Source organism: Nocardioides soli (genome assembly GCF_014191495.1).
Lineage (GTDB): Bacteria > Actinomycetota > Actinomycetes > Propionibacteriales > Nocardioidaceae > Nocardioides > Nocardioides soli.
The window spans coordinates 156,664-175,833 of record NZ_JACHWR010000004.1; the positions used below are offsets into that span (position 1 = coordinate 156,664).

17 protein-coding genes and 1 pseudogene are annotated in these 19,170 nt (G+C 71.4%); 10 read left to right on the plus strand and 8 right to left on the minus strand.

Features of this window, described 5'->3' with window-relative positions; all coding sequences use genetic code 11:
* Positions 1-239 precede the first annotated feature (239 nt).
* From FHU40_RS28600 to FHU40_RS23660, 5 genes and pseudogenes are all read right to left on the minus strand, one after another.
* The gene (locus FHU40_RS28600; protein WP_246391523.1) at positions 240-569 is read right to left on the minus strand and encodes an HNH endonuclease signature motif containing protein; all 330 of its coding nucleotides are present in this window, start codon (positions 567-569) and stop codon (positions 240-242) included.
* A gap of 91 nt (positions 570-660) precedes the next feature.
* Positions 661-1,485, minus strand: a pseudogene (locus FHU40_RS28605) (DUF222 domain-containing protein); the annotation flags it as partial.
* 215 nt (positions 1,486-1,700) lie between these two features.
* On the minus strand, positions 1,701-2,327 hold the full coding sequence (locus tag FHU40_RS23650) for a hypothetical protein (protein WP_183594957.1): 627 nt from the start codon (positions 2,325-2,327) through the stop codon (positions 1,701-1,703).
* Between the two features lie 98 nt (positions 2,328-2,425).
* A complete protein-coding gene (locus tag FHU40_RS23655; protein ID WP_183594958.1) occupies positions 2,426-2,959 on the minus strand; it encodes a DUF6318 family protein in 534 nt (177 codons plus the stop codon).
* Positions 2,960-3,042: 83 nt separating this feature from the next.
* Entirely contained in the window at positions 3,043-4,278 is a 1,236-nt protein-coding gene (locus FHU40_RS23660) for an alpha/beta hydrolase (RefSeq protein ID WP_183594959.1), read from the minus strand.
* A 131-nt stretch (positions 4,279-4,409) separates the two neighbouring features.
* Between FHU40_RS23660 and FHU40_RS23665 the strand changes: the two genes are divergently transcribed.
* The 6 genes from FHU40_RS23665 (at position 4,410) to FHU40_RS23685 (ending at position 11,201) form a co-directional block, all read left to right on the plus strand.
* Complete coding sequence (locus FHU40_RS23665; protein ID WP_343058017.1) at positions 4,410-6,590, plus strand: acyl-CoA dehydrogenase family protein; 2,181 nt, start codon at positions 4,410-4,412, stop codon at positions 6,588-6,590.
* Positions 6,587-7,087, plus strand: coding sequence for an FAS1-like dehydratase domain-containing protein (locus tag FHU40_RS27830; RefSeq protein ID WP_215527379.1), 501 nt, complete (start codon positions 6,587-6,589; stop codon positions 7,085-7,087). Before FHU40_RS23665 ends, FHU40_RS27830 begins: the two co-directional genes overlap by 4 nt.
* Positions 7,084-7,482 (plus strand): Zn-ribbon domain-containing OB-fold protein, encoded by a 399-nt coding sequence (locus tag FHU40_RS27835; protein ID WP_343058018.1) that lies wholly within the window; start codon positions 7,084-7,086, stop codon positions 7,480-7,482. Before FHU40_RS27830 ends, FHU40_RS27835 begins: the two co-directional genes overlap by 4 nt.
* Positions 7,479-7,865 (plus strand): MaoC family dehydratase, encoded by a 387-nt coding sequence (locus FHU40_RS23675; protein WP_343058019.1) that lies wholly within the window; start codon positions 7,479-7,481, stop codon positions 7,863-7,865. Before FHU40_RS27835 ends, FHU40_RS23675 begins: the two co-directional genes overlap by 4 nt.
* A complete protein-coding gene (locus tag FHU40_RS23680) occupies positions 7,862-9,028 on the plus strand; it encodes a lipid-transfer protein (protein ID WP_183594961.1) in 1,167 nt (388 codons plus the stop codon). Before FHU40_RS23675 ends, FHU40_RS23680 begins: the two co-directional genes overlap by 4 nt.
* Before the next feature lie 91 nt (positions 9,029-9,119).
* Positions 9,120-11,201, plus strand: coding sequence for an acyltransferase family protein (locus tag FHU40_RS23685; RefSeq protein ID WP_183594962.1), 2,082 nt, complete (start codon positions 9,120-9,122; stop codon positions 11,199-11,201).
* A gap of 134 nt (positions 11,202-11,335) precedes the next feature.
* On the opposite strand, the gene ppk2 is transcribed toward FHU40_RS23685, so the two are convergent.
* A complete protein-coding gene (gene ppk2 / locus FHU40_RS23690; protein WP_183594963.1) occupies positions 11,336-12,142 on the minus strand; it encodes a polyphosphate kinase 2 in 807 nt (268 codons plus the stop codon).
* Positions 12,143-12,177: 35 nt separating this feature from the next.
* Here ppk2 and FHU40_RS29755 point away from each other — a divergent pair, with 35 nt between their 5' ends.
* Positions 12,178-13,383 (plus strand): DUF480 domain-containing protein, encoded by a 1,206-nt coding sequence (locus FHU40_RS29755; protein ID WP_183594964.1) that lies wholly within the window; start codon positions 12,178-12,180, stop codon positions 13,381-13,383.
* A gap of 22 nt (positions 13,384-13,405) precedes the next feature.
* Here FHU40_RS29755 and FHU40_RS23700 read toward each other — a convergent pair whose 3' ends face one another.
* Together FHU40_RS23700 and kstD are read right to left on the minus strand one after the other, a co-directional pair.
* The gene (locus tag FHU40_RS23700) at positions 13,406-14,284 is read right to left on the minus strand and encodes a MaoC family dehydratase (RefSeq protein ID WP_183594965.1); all 879 of its coding nucleotides are present in this window, start codon (positions 14,282-14,284) and stop codon (positions 13,406-13,408) included.
* On the minus strand, positions 14,284-15,996 hold the full coding sequence (gene kstD, locus FHU40_RS23705; protein ID WP_183594966.1) for a 3-oxosteroid 1-dehydrogenase: 1,713 nt from the start codon (positions 15,994-15,996) through the stop codon (positions 14,284-14,286). The genes FHU40_RS23700 and kstD overlap by 1 nt, the downstream gene beginning before the upstream one ends.
* Before the next feature lie 34 nt (positions 15,997-16,030).
* Between kstD and FHU40_RS23710 the strand changes: the two genes are divergently transcribed.
* From FHU40_RS23710 to dmpG, 3 genes are all read left to right on the plus strand, one after another.
* Positions 16,031-16,828: a 2-keto-4-pentenoate hydratase gene (locus FHU40_RS23710; protein WP_343058020.1), complete on the plus strand. Its 798-nt coding sequence runs from the start codon at positions 16,031-16,033 to the stop codon at positions 16,826-16,828.
* Between the two features lie 4 nt (positions 16,829-16,832).
* Positions 16,833-17,735, plus strand: coding sequence for an acetaldehyde dehydrogenase (acetylating) (locus tag FHU40_RS23715; protein ID WP_183594968.1), 903 nt, complete (start codon positions 16,833-16,835; stop codon positions 17,733-17,735).
* Positions 17,736-17,946: 211 nt separating this feature from the next.
* Complete coding sequence (gene dmpG / locus FHU40_RS23720) at positions 17,947-19,062, plus strand: 4-hydroxy-2-oxovalerate aldolase (RefSeq protein WP_183594969.1); 1,116 nt, start codon at positions 17,947-17,949, stop codon at positions 19,060-19,062.
* Positions 19,063-19,170: the final 108 nt, after the last annotated feature.

The following is a 19,170-nucleotide window of genomic DNA, read 5'->3' on the forward strand; positions in this document are numbered from 1 at the left end:
GTGGAGGCTCGGTCTGCCGGTTGTGGGCTGCGGCGTTGGTCGCTCTCCGGTGGTCCCGCCGGGCGCTGTTTCACCAAGGGATGAAGGCGAGGTCGCGCCTCCCTGGCTGAGCTCGCCCGGGTCAGCGCGGGTCGGCCTGCATCCCTTGATGAACCCACACCCGCGGCTAGGTGCGTCTCCTTGCCGGCGCCCTCGCGAGCGGAGTAGGCGCCGCGCGCACCCGGGCGGTGACGGAGCCGTCACGTTCTCCGGTGGAATCGGATCTTGCCGGTGGGGAGGTACGTGGTCTGGTAGGTGGGGTCGTGGATGAGGGTGTGGTGCCAGGCGCACAGGGAGGCGCCGTCGTCGAGGTTGGTGTGGCCTCCATCGACCCAGTGCTGTTGGTGGTGGGCGTGGAGTCCGATCGTGCGGTCGCAGCCCTCGGCGCGGCAGCCGCGGTCGCGCAGGAACATGGCGATGCGCTGGTGCTCGCTGTGGTAGCGGCTCCGCCGGCCAAGGTCCAGCGGGACGGAGGCGCTGCCGAGGACGGCGGGGATGATGCCGGCCTCGCAGGCGAGCCGGCGGGCCATGGCGGGGCTGACCTGGAAGGCCGGTGTCGAGGACGCCGGCCTTCTCCAGCCGCCCGGTGAGGGTGTCTTCGTCGATGACGACCACGACGGTGGCGTTGACGCCGCCGGTCTGGGGCAGTCGGTCGGTGGGGTAGCGCTCGATCAGCTCGCACAGCGCCCGGCCGAGCGCCTCGGGTCCGGGCCTGCGCTCGACGCCGGGGCCCTGGGTGGCGGCCAGGTGCTTGGGGGCGGCCAGCGCCATCAGCATCTTCTTGAGTGCGGCGGCGTGGTAGGTCGGCAGGGTGAACCGGCCCCGGGTCTTCCCGTCCCCGTCGTCGACCATCGTGACCGAGCAGGCCCGCAGCGCGGCCGCCTCCTGCCGTTGCAGGATCTGGGCTTCGTGGGCGTCGGCCTCCTCGGGGGCGATGACCTCCCACAGCCGCCGCCCGAGCCGGCCCAGTGCCTTCGCGTCGTGGTGCCGCGCCTCGGCGAGCAGATGCGCCTCGGCCTTCTCCCGGGTCTCGGGGCCGAGGTCGGCGGGGAGTCGGTCGACCCACCGGATGACGACCCGCGCCCGCTCGACGTCGATCTCCCCGGCCGCGAGCGCCTCCCGCGTCGACGCGTGGGTCTCGAGGTTGTGGCCGAGCCGCACCGCGCCGTACGCGGCCGCCCGCGTGGTCTTCGTCTGGTGGGCCAGCCAGTTCGCCGCCGACGACGCCCCCACGTCCTGGCCCACATGCATCGTGTCGGCGTGCGCGGCGACCCGGGCCTGCAGTTCGCTGACCTGCGCCGCCAGCCGGGTCAGCTCGACCAGTGTCGCGCCGGTCTCGGTGGGGTCCATGGACCACACCGACGCATCGGCCACCGCGTCGACGAGGTCGCGCATCCGCGCGGTCGTCGTCGACACCCGGTGTCGCGGCGTGGCCTGTGCTGTCATGCCCACTACTCAAGCACCCACCACCGACACTCAAGGCCTTGAATCCCCTTATTCCACAGGGGTCTGGGTCACGAACAGATCACGATCCAGCGACCTGATCCACACCCCGGCGGGGTGCTTGTGGACGGTGGTTTCGAGGCTCGGGCCTGGCGGCCCTCACACCTCAACCATCGTGTCCCGGCGGCGGTGGTTTCGAGGCTCAGGCGCCGTCGCGATCAGCCGCCGACCAGGACCGGTCGAGCGGTGACGACGCGCAGCGACTGCGGGCTGCCGGGGATCGTCACGGTGCCGGCGACCTCCCGCCACGGGCCGCCGTCGACGCGGAACTCCGCGGCGTATGTCGTGTCCACGCTCGGCGCGACCCGGCCCCTCCGACGGTAGGAGTGCGTGATCTCCAGGTCCGGGTACGCCGATCCCGGGGACGAGGTCTCGCGCACGTCGCCGTCGCCGAAGCGCCAACGGAAGCTCGCCGGCCAGATCCGCAGCTCGACCTGACGCCCCAGCAACGGCACGGTGCGGGTGAACTCGCCCTGTTCGGTGTAGAAGTTCGTCTCGAAGTTCACCAAGGTCCGGCCCCTGGGTGGCTGGATCATCAGTTGCGCCTCGGGCAACGGGATGCGTTGAAATGCGCGTAGCACGAGCCCAGGCGTCACCTCGGGCTGAGCTGCGTCGGTGGGGATGTCACAGAACTCGCGCGGGTCGAGATCGAGATCAAGCGCGGTTCGGACGCAGACTGCGTCCCAGTCGGAATCCCGAGGTGGCACGGCCGCTGGATCCGCGACTGGCTCCTCGGAGCCTGAGCAGTGCATCACGGTCCTGATCTGCACCGCGCCGTCGATCATCGTCTCCTCCTGGACGTAGCGACACTCAGCGTGCGCCGGCGCAGCTGCGACGGGGACTGTCAGGACGACGCAGGCGGTGGCGAGGAGAGATCGGCAGATCATGAGACGAACCCAATGAACCTGACTTGCCAGCCATCGTTGGTCAGCCGGAGCTTGAAGACGACGATGTGCTTCTCGGCTTCGTAAGTCACCGGTTTCGCACCTGCTTCTGGCACCGTGCGTCCTTCAGCGAACTCGAGTCCGGTCGACACCGTCGCGCTCTTGTCCGTCTGTGACTTGAGATTTGCTGCCTGGACTGTCCAACCCGCCGTTTCGAAGTGGCCGCCGTTCTTGTAGACCGTCTCGATTGGGTCGAGGATCCCGGCACAGGACCGACAGGTCGGCGACGTTAGCGAGCGCACTGCCGCCATGTCTCCGTCCTGGAGAGCGGCGTTCCGTGCCTCCACCCACGCCCGAACGGTCTCCTCCGGGTCCTCAGGGGCAGCCGTCGTCGCACTCGGCGACGTCGGCGCCTCGGTGGTCGGCAGCGGTGGGGCGGGCTCGGGGTCGTCGTCGGTACACCCGGCCAGCCCGACCGTCGACAGGAGGAGGGCGACGAGGACCGCCCGAGTACGGCTCACGTCGCCGATCATTCCCCGACCGGCGACGATGCGAAACGGCCGCGACCGCGGCTGTGGACGGCGCAGGGGTCGGCGCAAGGGAACGCGGGGCATGGTCAGGAGGCGAGGGCGCGCTCGCGACGCCAGCGGTTCCAGTGCCAGTGCAGGTACCGGTCGATCGCGCGTACGACGTGGGCGGACCGGATCGACGGGAACACGTCGAAGGCGTGCTGGGTACCGGGGAGCTCGGCGTACACGACCGTGGCGCCGGAGGTCTCGCGCAGCCGCTGCACGAACAGCCGCGCCTGGTCGACCGAGACCAGCGAGTCGTGGGCACCGTGGATCACGAAGAAGTCGGGGGCGTCCGTGCCGACGCGGAGCAGGGGAGTGCCGGCCTCGAAGACGTCGGGGGCCTCGGCCCAGGTACGACGGACCACCCGCGGCGCCAGGAATTCGTCGCGCATCCGCTCCGCGCTGCGCAGGCCGGTGGAGCCGGCGAAGTCGTAGACGCCGTAGTGCGGGATCGCGACGGCGACGCTGGTGTCGGAGCCCTCGAATCCGGGCTGGTAGCCGGGGTCGTCGGCGGTGACCGCGGCGAGCGCCGCGAGGTGACCACCGGCCGAGCCGCCGGTGATCGCGAGGTAGGCGGGGTCGCCGCCGTACTCCGCGATGTGCTCGCGGATCCACGCGATCGCGCGCTTCACGTCGACGATCTGGGCGGGGAAGGGGTCGCGCGGCGCGAGCCGGTAGTTGATCGCGACGCAGACCCAGCCCTTGGCGGCCAGGTGCTGCATCAGCGGGATGCCCTGCTGGTCCTTCGTGCCGATCGTCCAGGCGCCGCCGTGCACCTGGAGCAGCACCGGCGCGCGCCCGTCGGTGCCCGCTGCGGGACGGTAGACGTCGAGCAGTCCGCGCCTGCCGTGCTCGGGCGCGTAGGCGACGTCCCTGTCGACGACGACACCGGCGTTGCGCATCCTGAACGGGTTCACCAGCGCGCGCCACGGCGTCGCGAGCTCGGCCGGGGTCGGCTTCGCGTCGAGCTGCTCGACGTAGTCGACGCCAAGGCCCTCGACGAGCGCGTCCTCGACGTTCGTGCGCGCCCGCCGCGCCTGGTCGACGAGCACCGCCTGGCCGGCGAGGTTGAGGCCGGCGAGCAGCAGCCCGAGACGCCGTCCCCGGCGTACGACGTGCGCGGCGGTGTCGACCGCGGTCACCGCCATCAGGTGCGGTGCGAGCTCGCTGGTCAGCCAGCCGGCGGCGAAGGCCGGGATCGCGGCGCGCGGCCCGGGCAGGGGACGCAGCGCGTTGGCGGTGAGGGCTGCGGTGACGACCTGGCGACGAAGGAACCCCATGGCGGCCAAATGTAGAACCTCCCGCTCACCGCGCCGGGGCATCCTCGCCCTCGACGACCGCGTCCGGCTAGGGTAGAACAAGTTACAGTTTCCGCGTCGGTAGGTAGCCGAGACGGTGGCAGGAGATGCACGTGACGCAAGAGCTGGAGGCGATCGAGGCGGTCCGATCGGTCGCGCGGGACGCCCTCGACCGGGCCGGCGAGGACGCCCACGAGACCTGGGCCGCGCTGGCCGGGGCCGGACTGCTGGCACTGCCCGTGCCCGAGGCGCAGGGCGGTGAGGGCCTCGGACTCGCCGAGGTGGCGGTGCTGCTCCGCGAGACCGGACACCGCGCCGTCCAGCTGCCGGTCTGGGAGACGCTGTGCTGCGGCGTCCTGACGATCGCGGCGGCGGGCGCCCCGGAGCAGCAGGGGCTGCTGCAGGGCGTGACCACCGGCGACACCCTCCTCACGCCGGCGCTCCGCGAGGTCGGCGCCGGCATCCCCGACCGGCCGGCCACGACGTACGCCGACGGCGCGGTCAGCGGTCGCAAGATCGGCGTCACGTACGCCGACCGCGCGACCCGCCTGCTGGTCTCGGCGTCCGACGGCGATCGAGCGGTGGTCGCGCTCGTCGACCCGCACGGCCCCGGCGTCCGGCTGCTCGAGTCGCACTCGTCGTTCGGCAGCACCCAGCACACCGTGGTGCTCGACGGCGCCCCCGCGCAGCTGCTGCCCGGCGAGCACGCGGCCCGTCTGCTGCGCGAGGTCGCGATCGCCGGCCTCTGTCTCACCGCGTCCGGCGTGGTCGCGGGCGCCCGTGATCTGACCGCGGAGTACATCAAGGGCCGGACCCAGTTCGGGCGGGCGCTGGCGGAGTTCCAGGCCGTGGCGATGCAGATCGCCGACGTCTACATCGCCTCGCGCACCCTGGACCTCGCCGCCGACAACGCCGCCTGGCGGATCGGCGCGGGCCTGGACGCCGCCGACGACCTCGCGGTCGCGGCGCACTGGACCTGCAGCGAGGCGCCGCAGGCGATGCGCACCTGCCACCACCTGCACGGCGGCATGGGCGTGGACATCACCTACCCGATGCATCGCTACTTCTCGTGGGTCACCGACATCGCGCACGCCCTCGGGGCACAGGCCGACGACGTGCGCATCGAGGACCCGACGGCCAAGAACCTCGAGCTCACCGCCGAGCAGCGGGCGCTCAAGGTCGAGCTGCGCGACTACTTCACGGGCCTCGCCGACGACAACGAGCACCGCGACATGGCGCTCGACCGGCACGGCGAGACCTACCAGCGCGTGGTGCGCCGGATGGGTGCCGACGGCTGGATGGGCGTCGGGTGGCCGCGCGAGTACGGCGGGCGCGGGCTGGGTGAGATCGAGCAGACGATCTTCGCCAACGAGGCCCAGCGCGCCGACGTGCACCTGCCGGCCGTCACGCTGCAGACCGTGGGCCCGACGCTGATCCGCTACGGCACCGAGCACCAGAAGGACCTGTTCCTGAAGCGGATCCTCGCCGGCGACGTGCACTTCGCCATCGGCTACAGCGAGCCGGACGCCGGCACCGACCTGGCCTCGCTGCGCACCACCGCGCGCCGCGACGGCGACCACTACGTCGTGAACGGCCAGAAGCTCTGGACCACCGGCGGACACCAGGCCGACTACGTCTGGCTGGCCTGCCGCACCGATCCGGACGCGCCCAAGCACAAGGGCATCTCGATCCTGATCGTCGACACCACCGACCCCGGCTACTCCTTCACGCCGATCATCACCGCCGACCGGGCGCACCACGTCAACGCGACGTACTACAACGACGTCCGGGTGCCCGTGGACATGCTGGTCGGCGAGGAGAACCAGGGCTGGAAGCTGATCACCACCCAGCTCAACCACGAGCGCGTGATGCTCGGCCCCGCCGGGCGGCTGGAGGGCCTGCGCGACCGGGTCGCCGCATGGGCCACGAAGGCGGGGGTGGTCGACCGCCCCGACGTACGCCGCGTGCTGGGCCAGGTCACCACGGTGTTCCGGGTCAACGAGCTGCTCAACTGGGAGGTCGCGCGGGCCGCGGCCGAGGGGGAGATCTCGGTCGGCGACGCCTCGTCGTCGAAGGTCTTCGCCGCCGACCAGGTGCAGCACCTCGCGGCCGACCTGGTCGACATCGTGCATCGTTACGGCGACCCCGCGGACCAGGAGACCGACCAGCTGATGACCTACCTCGACGGACAGGCCAAGCGGAACCTCGTGCTCACCTTCGGCGGCGGGGTGCAGGAGGTGCAGCGCGAGCTGATCGCGATGTTCGGGCTCGGACTGCCCCGGGTGCCGCGATGACCCACGAGAGGATCATGGCCGAGGCCGAGCGCATCAAGGCGCTCGGCGAGGCGTCCGAGTCGCGCGCGCCGTACCCCGTCAACCAGCCCACCATCGGCGCCTGGCTCGACGCGATGGGCTACGACAACCAGCGCTTCCGGCAGGGCGAGGCGCCGCCGTCGATGGCACAGGTGTGGACGATGCCCGGGCTCGGCCGTCGGCGGCCCGACGACGACCCGCTGAGCCGGATGATGGAGCTGCTCACGGCCGAGGGCTACACCGCCGTGCTCGGCACCAACTGCGAGCAGACCTACGAGCGCTACCTGCGGGTCGGCGAGCAGCTGCGGGTGACGACCGCGCTCGACTCGGTCGTCGGTCCCAAGAGCACCGCGATGGGTGAGGGCTACTTCGTGACCTCGCGCAACACCTGGTACGTCGTCCATCCCGACGGGCGCAGCGAGAAGGTGGCCACGATGCTCTTCCGGGTCCTGAAGTTCATCCCGAAGGAGCGCCCGTGACCACCGCCGTGATCCGCCCGATGATCGGGCAGGACTCGCAGTTCTTCTGGGCCGGTACGGCGGCCGGCGAGCTGCGCATCCAGCGGTGTAACGCCTGCGCGGCGCTGCGCTTCCCGCCCGGCCCCGCCTGCCCCGACTGCGGCGCGCTCGACCGGGGGTACGTCGTGGCCGCCGGCACCGGCACCGTCTTCTCCTACGTCGTGCACCGGCACCCGCCCGTGCCCGGCAAGGAGCTGCCGATCGTGATCGCGCTGATCGACCTCGACGAGGGCGTCCGGATGGTCGGCGAGGTCGTCGACGTCGCCGATGACGAGATCGAGATCGGGATGCGACTGCGGGTGGACTTCAACCGCATCGACGACGAGCTCACCCTGCCGATCTGGAGGAAGCAGTGACGACCCTGACCGCCGGGCAGCAGCTCCCGGAGTGGAGCCTGCCGCTGACGCCGACCACGATCGTGAGCACCGCGATCGCGACCCGCGACTGGCAGGACGTCCACCACGACCGCGACGTCGCCCAGGCCGCGGGCTCGCAGGACATCTTCATGAACATCCTGACCAGCAACGGCCTCGTGGAGCGGTACGTCGTCGACTGGGCCGGCCCCGACACCGAGCTCAAGGGCATCGCCATCCGGCTCGGCGCGCCGGCCCACCCCTACGACACGCTGACCTTCACCGGCACCGTCGAGTCGGTCGACGACGGCATCGCCACGATCTCCGTGGTGGGCCGCGTCTCGCTCGGCGACCACGTGACCGGCACCGTCAAGGTGGCGGTGTGAGCAGCCTCTACCGCAAGGCCGCGATCGCCGGCATCGGCGCGACCGAGTTCTCGAAGGCCTCCGGCCGCTCCGAGCTCCAGCTCTCCGTCGAGGCGGTGCAGCACGCCCTGGCCGACTGCGGCCTGACCCCCGCCGACGTCGACGGCTTCACGACGTTCACGATGGACACCTCGTCCGAGATCGCGGTCGCCCGCGAGCTCGGCTGCCAGGAGTTGCGCTTCTTCAGCCGGATCAACTTCGGCGGCGGCGGTGCCTGCGCGACCGTGCAGCAGGCCGCGATGGCGGTCGCCACCGGCGTGGCCGACTGCGTGGTCGCCTACCGCGGCTTCAACGAGCGCTCGGGCTCGCGCTTCGGGCAGTTCTCCGTCGCGGCCGCGACCCAGGTGAACACCAACGGCCTCGACAACGCCTGGACCTACCCGATGGGGCTCGGTACGCCGGCCGCCACCGTCGCGATGCAGGCCCGGCGCTATATGCACGAGTACGGCGCGACCTCCGAGGACTTCGGCCGGGTCGCGGTCGCCGACCGTCGGCACGCGGCCACCAACCCGGCGGCGTTCTTCTACGGCAAGCCGATCACCCTTGAGGACCACCAGGCCTCCCGGATGATCGTCGACCCGCTGCACCTGCTCGACTGCTGCCAGGAGAGCGACGGCGCGGTGGCCCTCGTCATCGTCTCGGCCGAGCGGGCCCGCGACCTGGCGCAGCGCCCGGCGTACATCTCGGCGGCCGCGCAGGGGAGCGGCGTCGACCAGTTCGTGATGACGTCCTACTACCGCGACGACATCGGCATCCCCGAGATGGGCGTGGTCGGTCGCGAGCTCTGGCGGCAGTCGGGCCTCGGCCCCGACGACATGCAGATGGCGATCCTCTACGACCACTTCACGCCGTACGTGCTGATGCAGCTCGAGGAGCTCGGCTTCTGCGGGCGCGGCGAGGCGCCGGGGTTCATCGCCGACGGCGCGATCGAGATCGACGGCAAGCTGCCCGTCAACACCCACGGCGGCCAGCTGGGCGAGGCCTACATCCACGGCATGAACGGCATCGCCGAGGGCGTCCGCCAGGTGCGCGGCACCTCGGTGAACCCCGTCGACGACGTCCAGCACGTGCTCGTCACCGCCGGCACCGGCGTGCCGACCAGCGGCCTCGTGCTGTCGGCGTAGGGCGGGCGCAGGGCGGTCCATGCCGGTGTAGTGCGGCTCACCCACGTGTCGCGTTCCGACGCGGAAGGCCGCACATCTAGGGTGCTGGGTGATGTCTGTGACCGCCGCGCCCGCGCCTGCCCCTGCCCCCGCGGCGCCGGCGGACAGCGCCACCGGCTGGGGTCACTACGCCTCCCTCGACGGGCTGCGGACCGTCGCGGTCTACCTGGTGCTGGTCTTCCACTGCGGGGTCGGCGCCTTCGCGGGCGGCTTCGTGGGCGTCGACCTCTTCTTCGTGCTCTCGGGCTTCCTGGTCTCGAGCATCCTCCTCCGGGAGCTCCGCACGACGGGCACGATCCGGCTGGGCCGGTTCTACTCCCGCCGGGTGCGGCGGCTGCTGCCGGCCGCGGTCGTCGTCGTGGTGGCGACCTGCGCGACGTCGGTGCTCGTGCTGTCGAGCGTGCGGCGGCTGCCGCTGGTCGGCGACGCCCAGAGCGCGCTCCTGTACGTCGCGAACTGGCGGTTCATCTCGCAGAGCAACGACTACTTCGCCGGTGACGTGGTCGGGCAGAGCCCGTTCCTGCACTTCTGGTCGCTCGCGATCGAGGAGCAGTTCTACGTCGTCTTCCCGCTGGTGCTGCTCCTGCTGGCGCGCCTCGACCGGTCGTGGCGCCGCGCCACGCTCGTCGGCGTCGCGGTGCTCTTCGTCGCGTCGCTCACCGCGCAGCTGGTGTGGGCGGCGATCGACGCCAACCAGGCCTACTACGGCACCGGCGCCCGGCTCTACCAGCTGCTCGCGGGCGTGCTCGCCGCGCTGCTCTTCCGGTCCCGGTTCCGGCCCCGCGGGCGCGGCATCGGCCTGGTGGCGGCGGTCTCGCTCGCCTGCCTGCTGCTGGTCGCGTCCGGCCTGGTCGACGTCACGCCGTCGTGGCGGGGCATCCTGGCGACCGCCGCCTCGGTCTCGCTGATCCTGGGCCTGATGGGGGCCGACCAGGGCCTGGTCGCGCGGGTGCTGGCCCGGCCGACGCCGGCGTACCTCGGCCGGATCTCGTACGGCACCTACCTGTGGCACTGGCCGGTGATCATCCTCTTCGGCGAGCTGATGGACCTCGACCCGCTCGCCATGGTCGCGGTGGCCGGCGTGCTCGCGACCGCGCTGGCGGCGCTGTCGTACGCCGTGCTCGAGATGCCGATCCGCCGGTCGCGCGTGCTCCAACCGCTCGCATGGCCGACCGCGGTGGCCGGCGTGGCGCTGAGCGTGCTGGTCGCGCTCACGGTGGTGCCCGGCCTGTTGCACTCCGACCGCCGTCCGGCCCTGCCCGCGGCCGGGTCGGCGGTCACCGGCTCGGAGGCCAACCGGGACGGCCCGGTGCCGAGCGTCGACTGGGAGCGGTACGTCGAGGACCGCGGCACCGACGACACGACCTGCACGCTCAGGAACGCCGACAACTGCGTCATCGTCGACGGCGACGGGCCGCACGTGATGCTGGTCGGCGACTCCCACGCCCGGATGATCGCGCCGGCGCTCGCGAAGCTCGCGCGGGAGCACGGGTTCAAGCTCTCGGTCAGCCTCCAGGAGAGCTGCCCGTGGCAGCTCGGTGTCTACAACGCCTTCGAGGACCGGGCGACCCAGCAGCGGTGCACCGACATCCGCGACGAGACGTTCAACGACGTCATCCCCAACACTGATGTCGACCTGGTGATCCTGTCGCAGATCCCGCGGGACACCGAAGCCTGGCGCACCAAGCTGCTCAGCACCGACCCGAAGCCGGGCGAGACCCTCGAGCAGCGGCTGGTGCGCACCATCGACGACACCCTCACCCGGGTGCACGACGCCGGTGCGCGCGCCCTGGTCATCGACAGCATGCTGACCGTGCCGCGCGACAGCGCCGCGCCGCTGGACTGCCTGGCCGGCGCGACCGAGCTCGCGCAGTGCCGGGTGCCCGTGCCGATCGAGTCGCCGCCGAGCGACGCGTTCTACCGCGCCGCGGCCGCCACGATGCCCGGCGTCCACACGGTCAACATCAACCCGATCATGTGCCCCGCGGCGCCGGTCTGCGACCCGATGGACGGCGACATCCCCGTGTGGAAGGACCGCAAGCACTACACCCCCCGGGCGCTGGACCTGCACCGCGACGAGATCTGGAAGGCGCTGCTCGACAGCGGCGCCTTCGAGGGGTTCGATCTCGGCTAGAGCTCGTCGGTGCTGCGGGGCGGTGGCTTCATCAAGGGATGAAGGTCGACCCGCGCCTCCCCGGGCGAGCTCGGCAGGGGAGGCGCGACCTCGACCTCATCCCTTGATGAAACCGAGGCAGACGAGACCAGTCGTCAGTCGAGGAGCGTCGCGACGTGGTCGGGCACGTAGTGGGTGAGCTCGCGGGGCGGCCGTTCGTAGCCGGTGGACGGCGGCCGGTCGGGCACCGTGATCGGCGGCTGGTCGATCTCGAGGTAGGAGATCGTGGAGAGGAGGTGCGCCATCATGTTCAGCCGCGCCTCCTTCTTGACGTCCCCCTCCACGACGTACCAGGGCGCCTCGGGGATGTCGGTGTGCATCATCATCTCGTCCTTCGCGCGGGAGTAGTCCTCCCAGTGCGTGATCGACTGCAGGTCGGTCGTGGACAGCTTCCAGCGGCGCATCGGGTCGTCGATCCGGTCCTTGAAGCGACGCTGCTGCTCGTCGTCGCTCACCGAGAACCAGTACTTCCGCAGCAGGATCCCGTCCTCCACCAGCAGCCGCTCGAAGATCGGGCACTGGTGCAGGAATCGGACGTGCTCATCCGGGGTGCAGAAGCCCAGCACCCGCTCGACGCCGGCGCGGTTGTACCAGGACCGGTCGAAGAGCACCATCTCGCCGCGGCTGGGCAGGTGCTCGACGTACCGCTGGAAGTACCACTGTCCCTTCTGCCGCTCACTGGGCATCGGCAGCGCGACGATGCGGGCGACGCGCGGGTTGAGGTAGTGCGTGATCCGCTTGATCGCGCCGCCCTTGCCGGCGGCGTCGCGGCCTTCGAAGATCACCGCCACGCGTGCGCCGGTGGCCCGCACCCACTCCTGCACCTTGACCAGCTCGGCCTGCAGCCGGAACAGCTCGGCCTCGTAGGTGTCCGCGTCGAGACGCTTCCTCGGCTTGCTCATGAGCCACCATAGCGACGACCACTAGGGTCGGGGTCGTGACCGACCTCCCCGAGCTCGACCCCGAGGAGCAGCGCGTCCTCGGCAGCCTGCTGGAGAAGCAGGTGACCGTGCCCGCGTCCTACCCGCTGACGCTGAACTCGCTGCGCACCGCCTGCAACCAGTCCAACAGCCGCGAGCCCGTGACCGAGTACGACGAGCAGACCGTCGAGCAGACCGGCCGCCGGCTCAAGGAGAAGGGGCTGCTGCGGATCGTCTGGTCCGACACCGGGCGGCGGACGCTGAAGTACCACCAGACGCTCGACGAGGCCCTCGGGCTCGCCGACGACGAGCGCGCCCTGGTCACCGTGCTGCTGCTCCGCGGGCCCCAGGCACCCGGCGAGCTGCGGACCCGCACCGAGCGGCTGCACGCCTTCGCCGACCGCGACGAGGTGGAGCGGACGCTGCAGGGGATGGCCGAGCGCGGCCTGGTCCGCCAGCTGCCGCGCCGCGGCGGCGACCGCGACAGCCGCTGGTTGCACCTGCTGGGCGGCCCACCGGCCGAGGAGGCCCCGGCCGGCGCGCCCGCCGTCGATCGCGACAGCGTGCTCGCGGCCGGAGCCGAGACCCGGGACGAGCGGGTTCGCGCGTCGTACGACGCGGTCGCGGAGGCGTACGCCGACAGCCTGCTCAGCGAGCTGGCCGGCCTGCCCTTCGAGACCTGGCTCCTCGACCGGGTCGCCGCGTACGCCGCCGGCGGGCCGGTCGTCGAGGTCGGCTGCGGCCCCGGCCACGTGACGGCCTACCTCGCCGAGGCGGGCGCCGACGCGACCGGCATCGACCTCTCGCCGGGCATGGTCGAGCAGGCGCGCCGCCGGTTCCCCGACGGCACCTACGAGGTCGGCGACCTGCGCCGGTTGATGCGTCCCACGACCGCGCCGGGGTGGGCGACGGTGCTCGCGTGGTACTCGCTGATCCATCTCGCCGCCTCCGAGCTGCCCGGCGCGATCGAGGCGCTGACGCGGCCGCTGGCTCCGGGCGGCTGGCTGGTGCTCGGCCTGCACGCCGGTGCCGAGGTGCGCCACCACGACAGCTGGTTCGACGTGCCCGTCGACCTCGACTTCGTCCTGCACGAGCCCGAGGACGTCGTGGCGCTGGTGCAGGCGGCCGGGCTCGTCGAGGTCGAGTGGTACCGCCGCGGCGCGCTCGAGCACCGCGGCGAGACGACCGACCGCCTGTACGTCGTGGCGCGCCGCCCGGTCTGACCGGTCGAGTCGACGGTGCCGGTCAGGCGGTCGTCAGCACGACGTCGCCCAGCACCGGCGCGCCGTCGCGCTCGCCGCCCGCGACGCTCGCGGAGCCGACGATCCGGCCGTCCTCGTGCCAGCCCCGGACTCGGATCGTCTCGCCCGGGAAGACCACCCCGGCGAACTTCACCCCGAAGCCGCCGACCCGCGCCGCGTCGCCGTCGAGCAGCTCGTCGGTGAGGGTGCGGAGCACGATGCCGTAGGAGCACAGCCCGTGCAGGATCGGGGCGGGGAAGCCCGCGGCCTTGGCGAACCCCGGGTCCGCGTGCAGCGGGTTGCGGTCACCGCAGAGCCGATAGAGCAGCGCCTGCTGGGGGGTGACGGCGTACGTCGTGTCCGTGTCGGGGACGCGGTCGGGCAGCTCGACGGGCTCGGCCGAGCCGCGGTCGCCGCCCCAGCCGCCCTCGCCCCGCACGAAGATCGACGAGCGGGTGGTCCACAGCCGCTCGCCCGAGGGGGCGGTGGCGACGCCCTCCTGCCAGATCACGGCGGCCTTGCCCTTGTCCCAGATCTCGCTGATCCGAGTGGTAACCGTGGCCGAGCCGGACGCGCGGACCCGCCCGGCCACGGAGATCGATTGCGACCCGTGCACGACCTGGGCCAGGTTGATGTCGCAACCGGGCAGCTCGAGCGGAGGCGGGTCGGTGGCGTGGAAGGTCGGAGCGACCACGCCGAAGGACGGCAGCACCTGGAGGTCCGGGCCGTCGAGGGTGTAGCGGAGTGCGGTGGGGGAGAGCTGGTCGCCCGGCTTCGAGCCGGTGCCGATCGCGAGGTGGTAGAGCAGGACGTCGCTCTCGCTCCACGAGAAGTCGACCGAGCCGAGCTCGGCACCGATCGCCTTGTCGGGGTCGATGGGCATCAGGACTCCTCCGTGGTGGCAGCGGGCGTGCCGGGCTCGGAGCCGGCGATGTCCTCGACGGCCAGGTAGCCGAACACCAGCGCCGGTCCGATCGTGGCGCCGGGGCCGGCGTACGTGTAGCCCATGACGGCGGCCGAGACGTTGCCCGCGGCGTACAGGCCCGGGATCACCGATCCGTCGGGCCGGACCACGCGGGCCCGCTCGTCGGTGAGCAGGCCGCCCTTGGTGCCGAGGTCGCCGGGCACGATCTTGACGGCGTAGAACGGCGCCTGGTCGATCACGTGGAGCGACGGGTTCGGCTTGACGGTGGGGTCGGAGTAGTACTTGTCGTAGGCCGACTCGCCGCGGTGGAAGTCCTCGTCGACGCCGCCGCGCGCGAAGCCGTTGAACCGCTCGACGGTCGCGACCAGGGCGTCGATCGGCACGGCGATCTCCTTCGCGAGCTCCTCGAGCGACGCGCCCTTCTTGATCGTGCCGTTCTTGTACCAGCGTCCCGGGAACGGCTGGCGCGGGCTCAGCCCGGCGAAGAGGTACCGGTTGCGGTAGCGCTGGTCGATGATCATCCAGCTCGGCACGTGCGCGACGCCGGTCCGCTCGCCCTCGTACATCGCTTGCACGGCCTCGACGTAGGGGAGCGCCTCGTTCATGTAGCGCCGACCGGCCTGGTTGACCATGATCGAGCCGGGCAGGTTGCGCTCGGCCAGGCAGAACCACGGTCCGCCCGGCAGCGGGATCGTCGGACCCCACCATGCGTCGTCCATGATGTCGATCGCCGCACCGGCGGCGATGCCGGCCTCCAGGCCCGCGCCGGTGTTGTACGCCGAGCCGGTGGTCCAGTCCTCGGAGGTCGGCTGCGGAAGGAACTTGGCGCGCAGCTCCGGGTTGTGCTCGAAGCCGCCGCTGCCGAGCACCACGCCGCGCCGGGCCCGGATCTCGTGGCGCTGCCCGTCGTGCTCGACCACGACGCCGACCACGCGGCCGCCGTCGAGGATGAGGTCGGTCAGCGCGTGGTCGTAGAAGAGCGGGACGTCGGCGTCGACGAGCCCCTGGCGCAGTCCGATGGCGATGGCGTTGCCCATCGCGTACATCTTGCGGCCGAGCAGCATGCTGAGCAGCCGCCGGAGCACCACGAGGACCATCGTGACCGGGCCCTTGATCGTGCGCAGGCCGAGGCTGATCTTGCGGTACATCGCCTGGGTGACGATGAGGTTCGCGGGCGCCTTCGTGTACGGCGGGTGCAGGTGGTCGAGCTCGTCGCCGAGGAAGCGCGCGTCCAGCGGGATCGGCTCCACCGTGCGCCCGCGCGGCCGGCCCCCGGGCGCCTCCGGGTGGTAGTCGGCGTACTGCGGCACCCAGGTGAAGCGCACCGGCGTGTTGGCCTTGATGAAGTCCATGACCTCGGCGCCGCGGTCGACGTAGGTGTCGCGGCGGACCTTGCTCACCGCGTCGCCCACGATCGAGTCGAGGTAGCGCTTGGAGTTGGCGAGGTCGTCGTCCTCCCCGGCCGCCTTGAGCGCGTAGTTGCCCGGGATCCAGACCCCGCCGCCGCTCCGGGCGGTGGAGCCGCCGAAGTAGGAGCTCTTCTCGATCAGCACCGTGTCGAGGCCGCGCCGCTTTGCCGCCAGCGCTGCGGTCATGCCGGCGCCACCCGCGCCGACGACCACGACGTCGACGCTCTCCGCAAGTTCTCGGGGAGGCAGGGGGGTCGTCATGGCCAGAAACTGTAACAGGTTCTACTATCGTCCCGTGACCAACCAGGACGCCATCGCCGCAGCGGTCGATCGACTGGCCGAGGCGCAACGCACCCGGGTGCCGTGCGCGCCGGTGCGCGACCTCATCGGGACCGACGACCTCGACGCGGCGTACGCCGTGCAGCAGGGGCTGGTCCGGGCTCGCATCGACGGCGGCGTGACCGTCGTCGGCCGCAAGATCGGTGCGACCTCCGAGGCCGTGCAGAACCAGCTCGGCGTGGACCAGCCCGACTTCGGCTACCTGCTCAGCGACATGGACGTCAGCGCCGACGACCCCATCTCCATGCGGACGCTGGTGCAGCCCCGGGTCGAGGCCGAGGTCGCGTTCGTGCTCGCCCACGACATCGACCCGCCTGGCGGGGCCGAGATCACCCTCGACGTCGTACGCGCCGCCGTCGACGTCGCCCTGCCGGCGCTGGAGATCGTCGACTCGCGCATCGCCGACTGGGCGATCACGTTCACCGACACCGTCGCCGACAACGCCTCCAGCGGGCTCTTCGTGGTCGGCACCGAGGGCATCCCGCTCGATCGGATCGAGCCGCGCGACGTCACCATGTCGCTGACCGTCAACGGCGAGGAGCGCTCGGCCGGCACCGGCGCCGCCTGCCTCGGCGACCCGCTGGAGGCGCTGCGCTGGCTCGCCGTCCAGGCGCAGCGGTACGGCGACCCGTTGCGTGCCGGCCACCTGATCCTGTCCGGGGCCCTGGGCCCGTTCGTGCCGTTCGCCCCGGGGGACCGGGTCGTCGCGTCCATCAGCGGCTTCGCGCCGCTGAGCGTCACCTTCGAGGAGTGATCTGATGTCAAAGCTGAGTGCGGCGATCGTGGGGCCGGGCAACATCGGTACCGATCTGATGTACAAGCTGCTGCGGTCGGAGGTGATCGAGCCGCGGTGGATGATCGGGGTGGATCCGGCGAGTGAGGGGCTGCGGCTGGCTCGTGACCAGGGGTTGGTGTCGACGCACGAGGGCGTGGACTGGCTGCTGAAGCAGGACGAGCTGCCGGACCTGATCTTCGAGGCGACCTCGGCGTACGTGCATCGCGAGTACGCGCCGCGGTACGAGGAGGCTGGCATCCGCGCGGTCGACCTGACGCCGGCCGCGATCGGGCCGGCGGTGATCCCGCCGGTCAACGGCGAGGAGCACGTGGGTGCGATGAACGTCAACATGATCACCTGTGGCGGCCAGGCGACGATCCCGATGGTGGCGGCGGTCTCGCGGGCCGCGGCCGTGTCGTACGCGGAGATCGTGGCGTCGGTCTCCTCGGTCTCCGCCGGCCCGGGCACCCGCGCGAACATCGACGAGTTCACGCGGACGACGTCGCGTGGGGTGACCGAGATCGGGGGTGCGGCGGAGGGCAAGGCGATCATCATCTTGAACCCGGCCGAGCCGCCGATGATCATGCGCGACACGATCTTCTGTGCGGTGTCGCCGGAGGCGGACCGGGACGCGATCGTGACGTCGGTGGTGGCGATGGAGAAGGCCGTGCAGGAGTACGTGCCGGGCTACCGACTGCTCCAGGAGCCGCAGCTCGACGAGCCGTCGGAGGCGACCCGGGGGCAGCTGAAGGTGTCGATCTTCGTCGAGGTCGAGGGCGCGGGGGACTACCTGCCGCCGTACTCCGGCAACCTCGACATCATGACCGCCGCCGCGACCCAGGTCGGCGAGAACATCGCCCGCTCGCTCCTCCCCAGCGGTGGTTGAGGTGCGGGGAGGTTCCGCGGCGCACGACTCGTCGGTGGTTGAGGTGCGAGGAGCGCCAGCGGCGCACGACTCGTCGGTGGTTGAGGTGCGAGGAGCGCCAGCGACGAGCCTCGAAACCACCGGACCGCACGGTGGTTGAGGTGCGAAGGCGTTCTGCGCCTGAGCCTCGAAACCACGCGGAACCAGCAGGCCGGACCCGAAAGGCAATCTCATGACCGACATCAACACCGACATCAACACCCTGGCTCGCACGTGGTCCGGCACCCACGGCAGCGACACTGAGCGGAGCCCGTGGGGCCGGCTGGATCTGCGGCTGACCGACACCTGCCTACGCGACGGGTCGCATCACAAGCGGCACCAGTTCACCGCGACCGAGTGCCGTGACATCGTCGCGGCGCTGGACGCCTCCGGCGTACCGGTCATCGAGGTGACCCACGGCGACGGGCTGGGTGGCTCGTCGTTCAACTACGGGTTCTCCAAGACCTGGGAGCAGGAGCTCATCAAGATCGCGGCCGAGACCGCGCAGCGCGCCAAGATCGCGTTCCTGATGCTGCCCGGGGTGGGCACCAAGGACGACATCCGCGCGGCGCAGGACAACGGCGGCCAGATCTGCCGGATCGCGACCCACTGCACCGAGGCCGACACCTCGATCCAGCACTTCGGGCTCGCCCGCGAGCTCGGCCTGGAGACCGTCGGCTTCCTGATGATGAGCCACACCCAGCCGCCCGAGGTGCTCGCCAAGCAGGCCCGGATCATGGTCGACGCCGGCTGCCAGTGCGTGTACGTCGTGGACTCCGCCGGCGCCCTGATCATGGAGCAGACCGCCGACCGGGTCGCCGCGGTGGTCGCCGAGATCGGCTCGCAGACAGACGTCGGGTTCCACGGCCACGAGAACCTCGGCCTCGGCGTCGCCAACACCGTGATCGCCGCCCGCGCCGGCGCCACCCAGATCGACGGCTCCGTACGCCGCTTCGGCGCCGGGGCCGGGAACACGCCCCTGGAGGCGTTCGTCGGCGTCTGCGACAAGCTCGGCTGGACCACCGGGATCGACTTCCTCAAGATCGTCGACGCCTCCGAGGACGTCATCAAGCCCGCGATGCCCGAGGAGTGCCAGCTGGACCGGATGACCCTGATGATGGGCTACGCCGGCGTCTACTCCTCCTTCCTCAAGCACGCCGGCAACGCCGCCGACCGCTACGGCGTCTCCGGCGCCCAGATCCTCCTCGAAGCCGGCCGGCGCAAACTCATCGGCGGCCAGGAAGACCAACTCATCGACATCGCCCTCCAACTCAAAGCCGAGCAGGAGAAGGAGGCGGCGAACTCGTGAGTGTGTGCTGGTGGGTGGCGGCCCGGTGAGGCAATGGCGGCGAACTGACGCCGTCCGACTTCGACAGCTGACAACGCACTGCTAGTCCTCGGCTTCTGCAAACGAGGT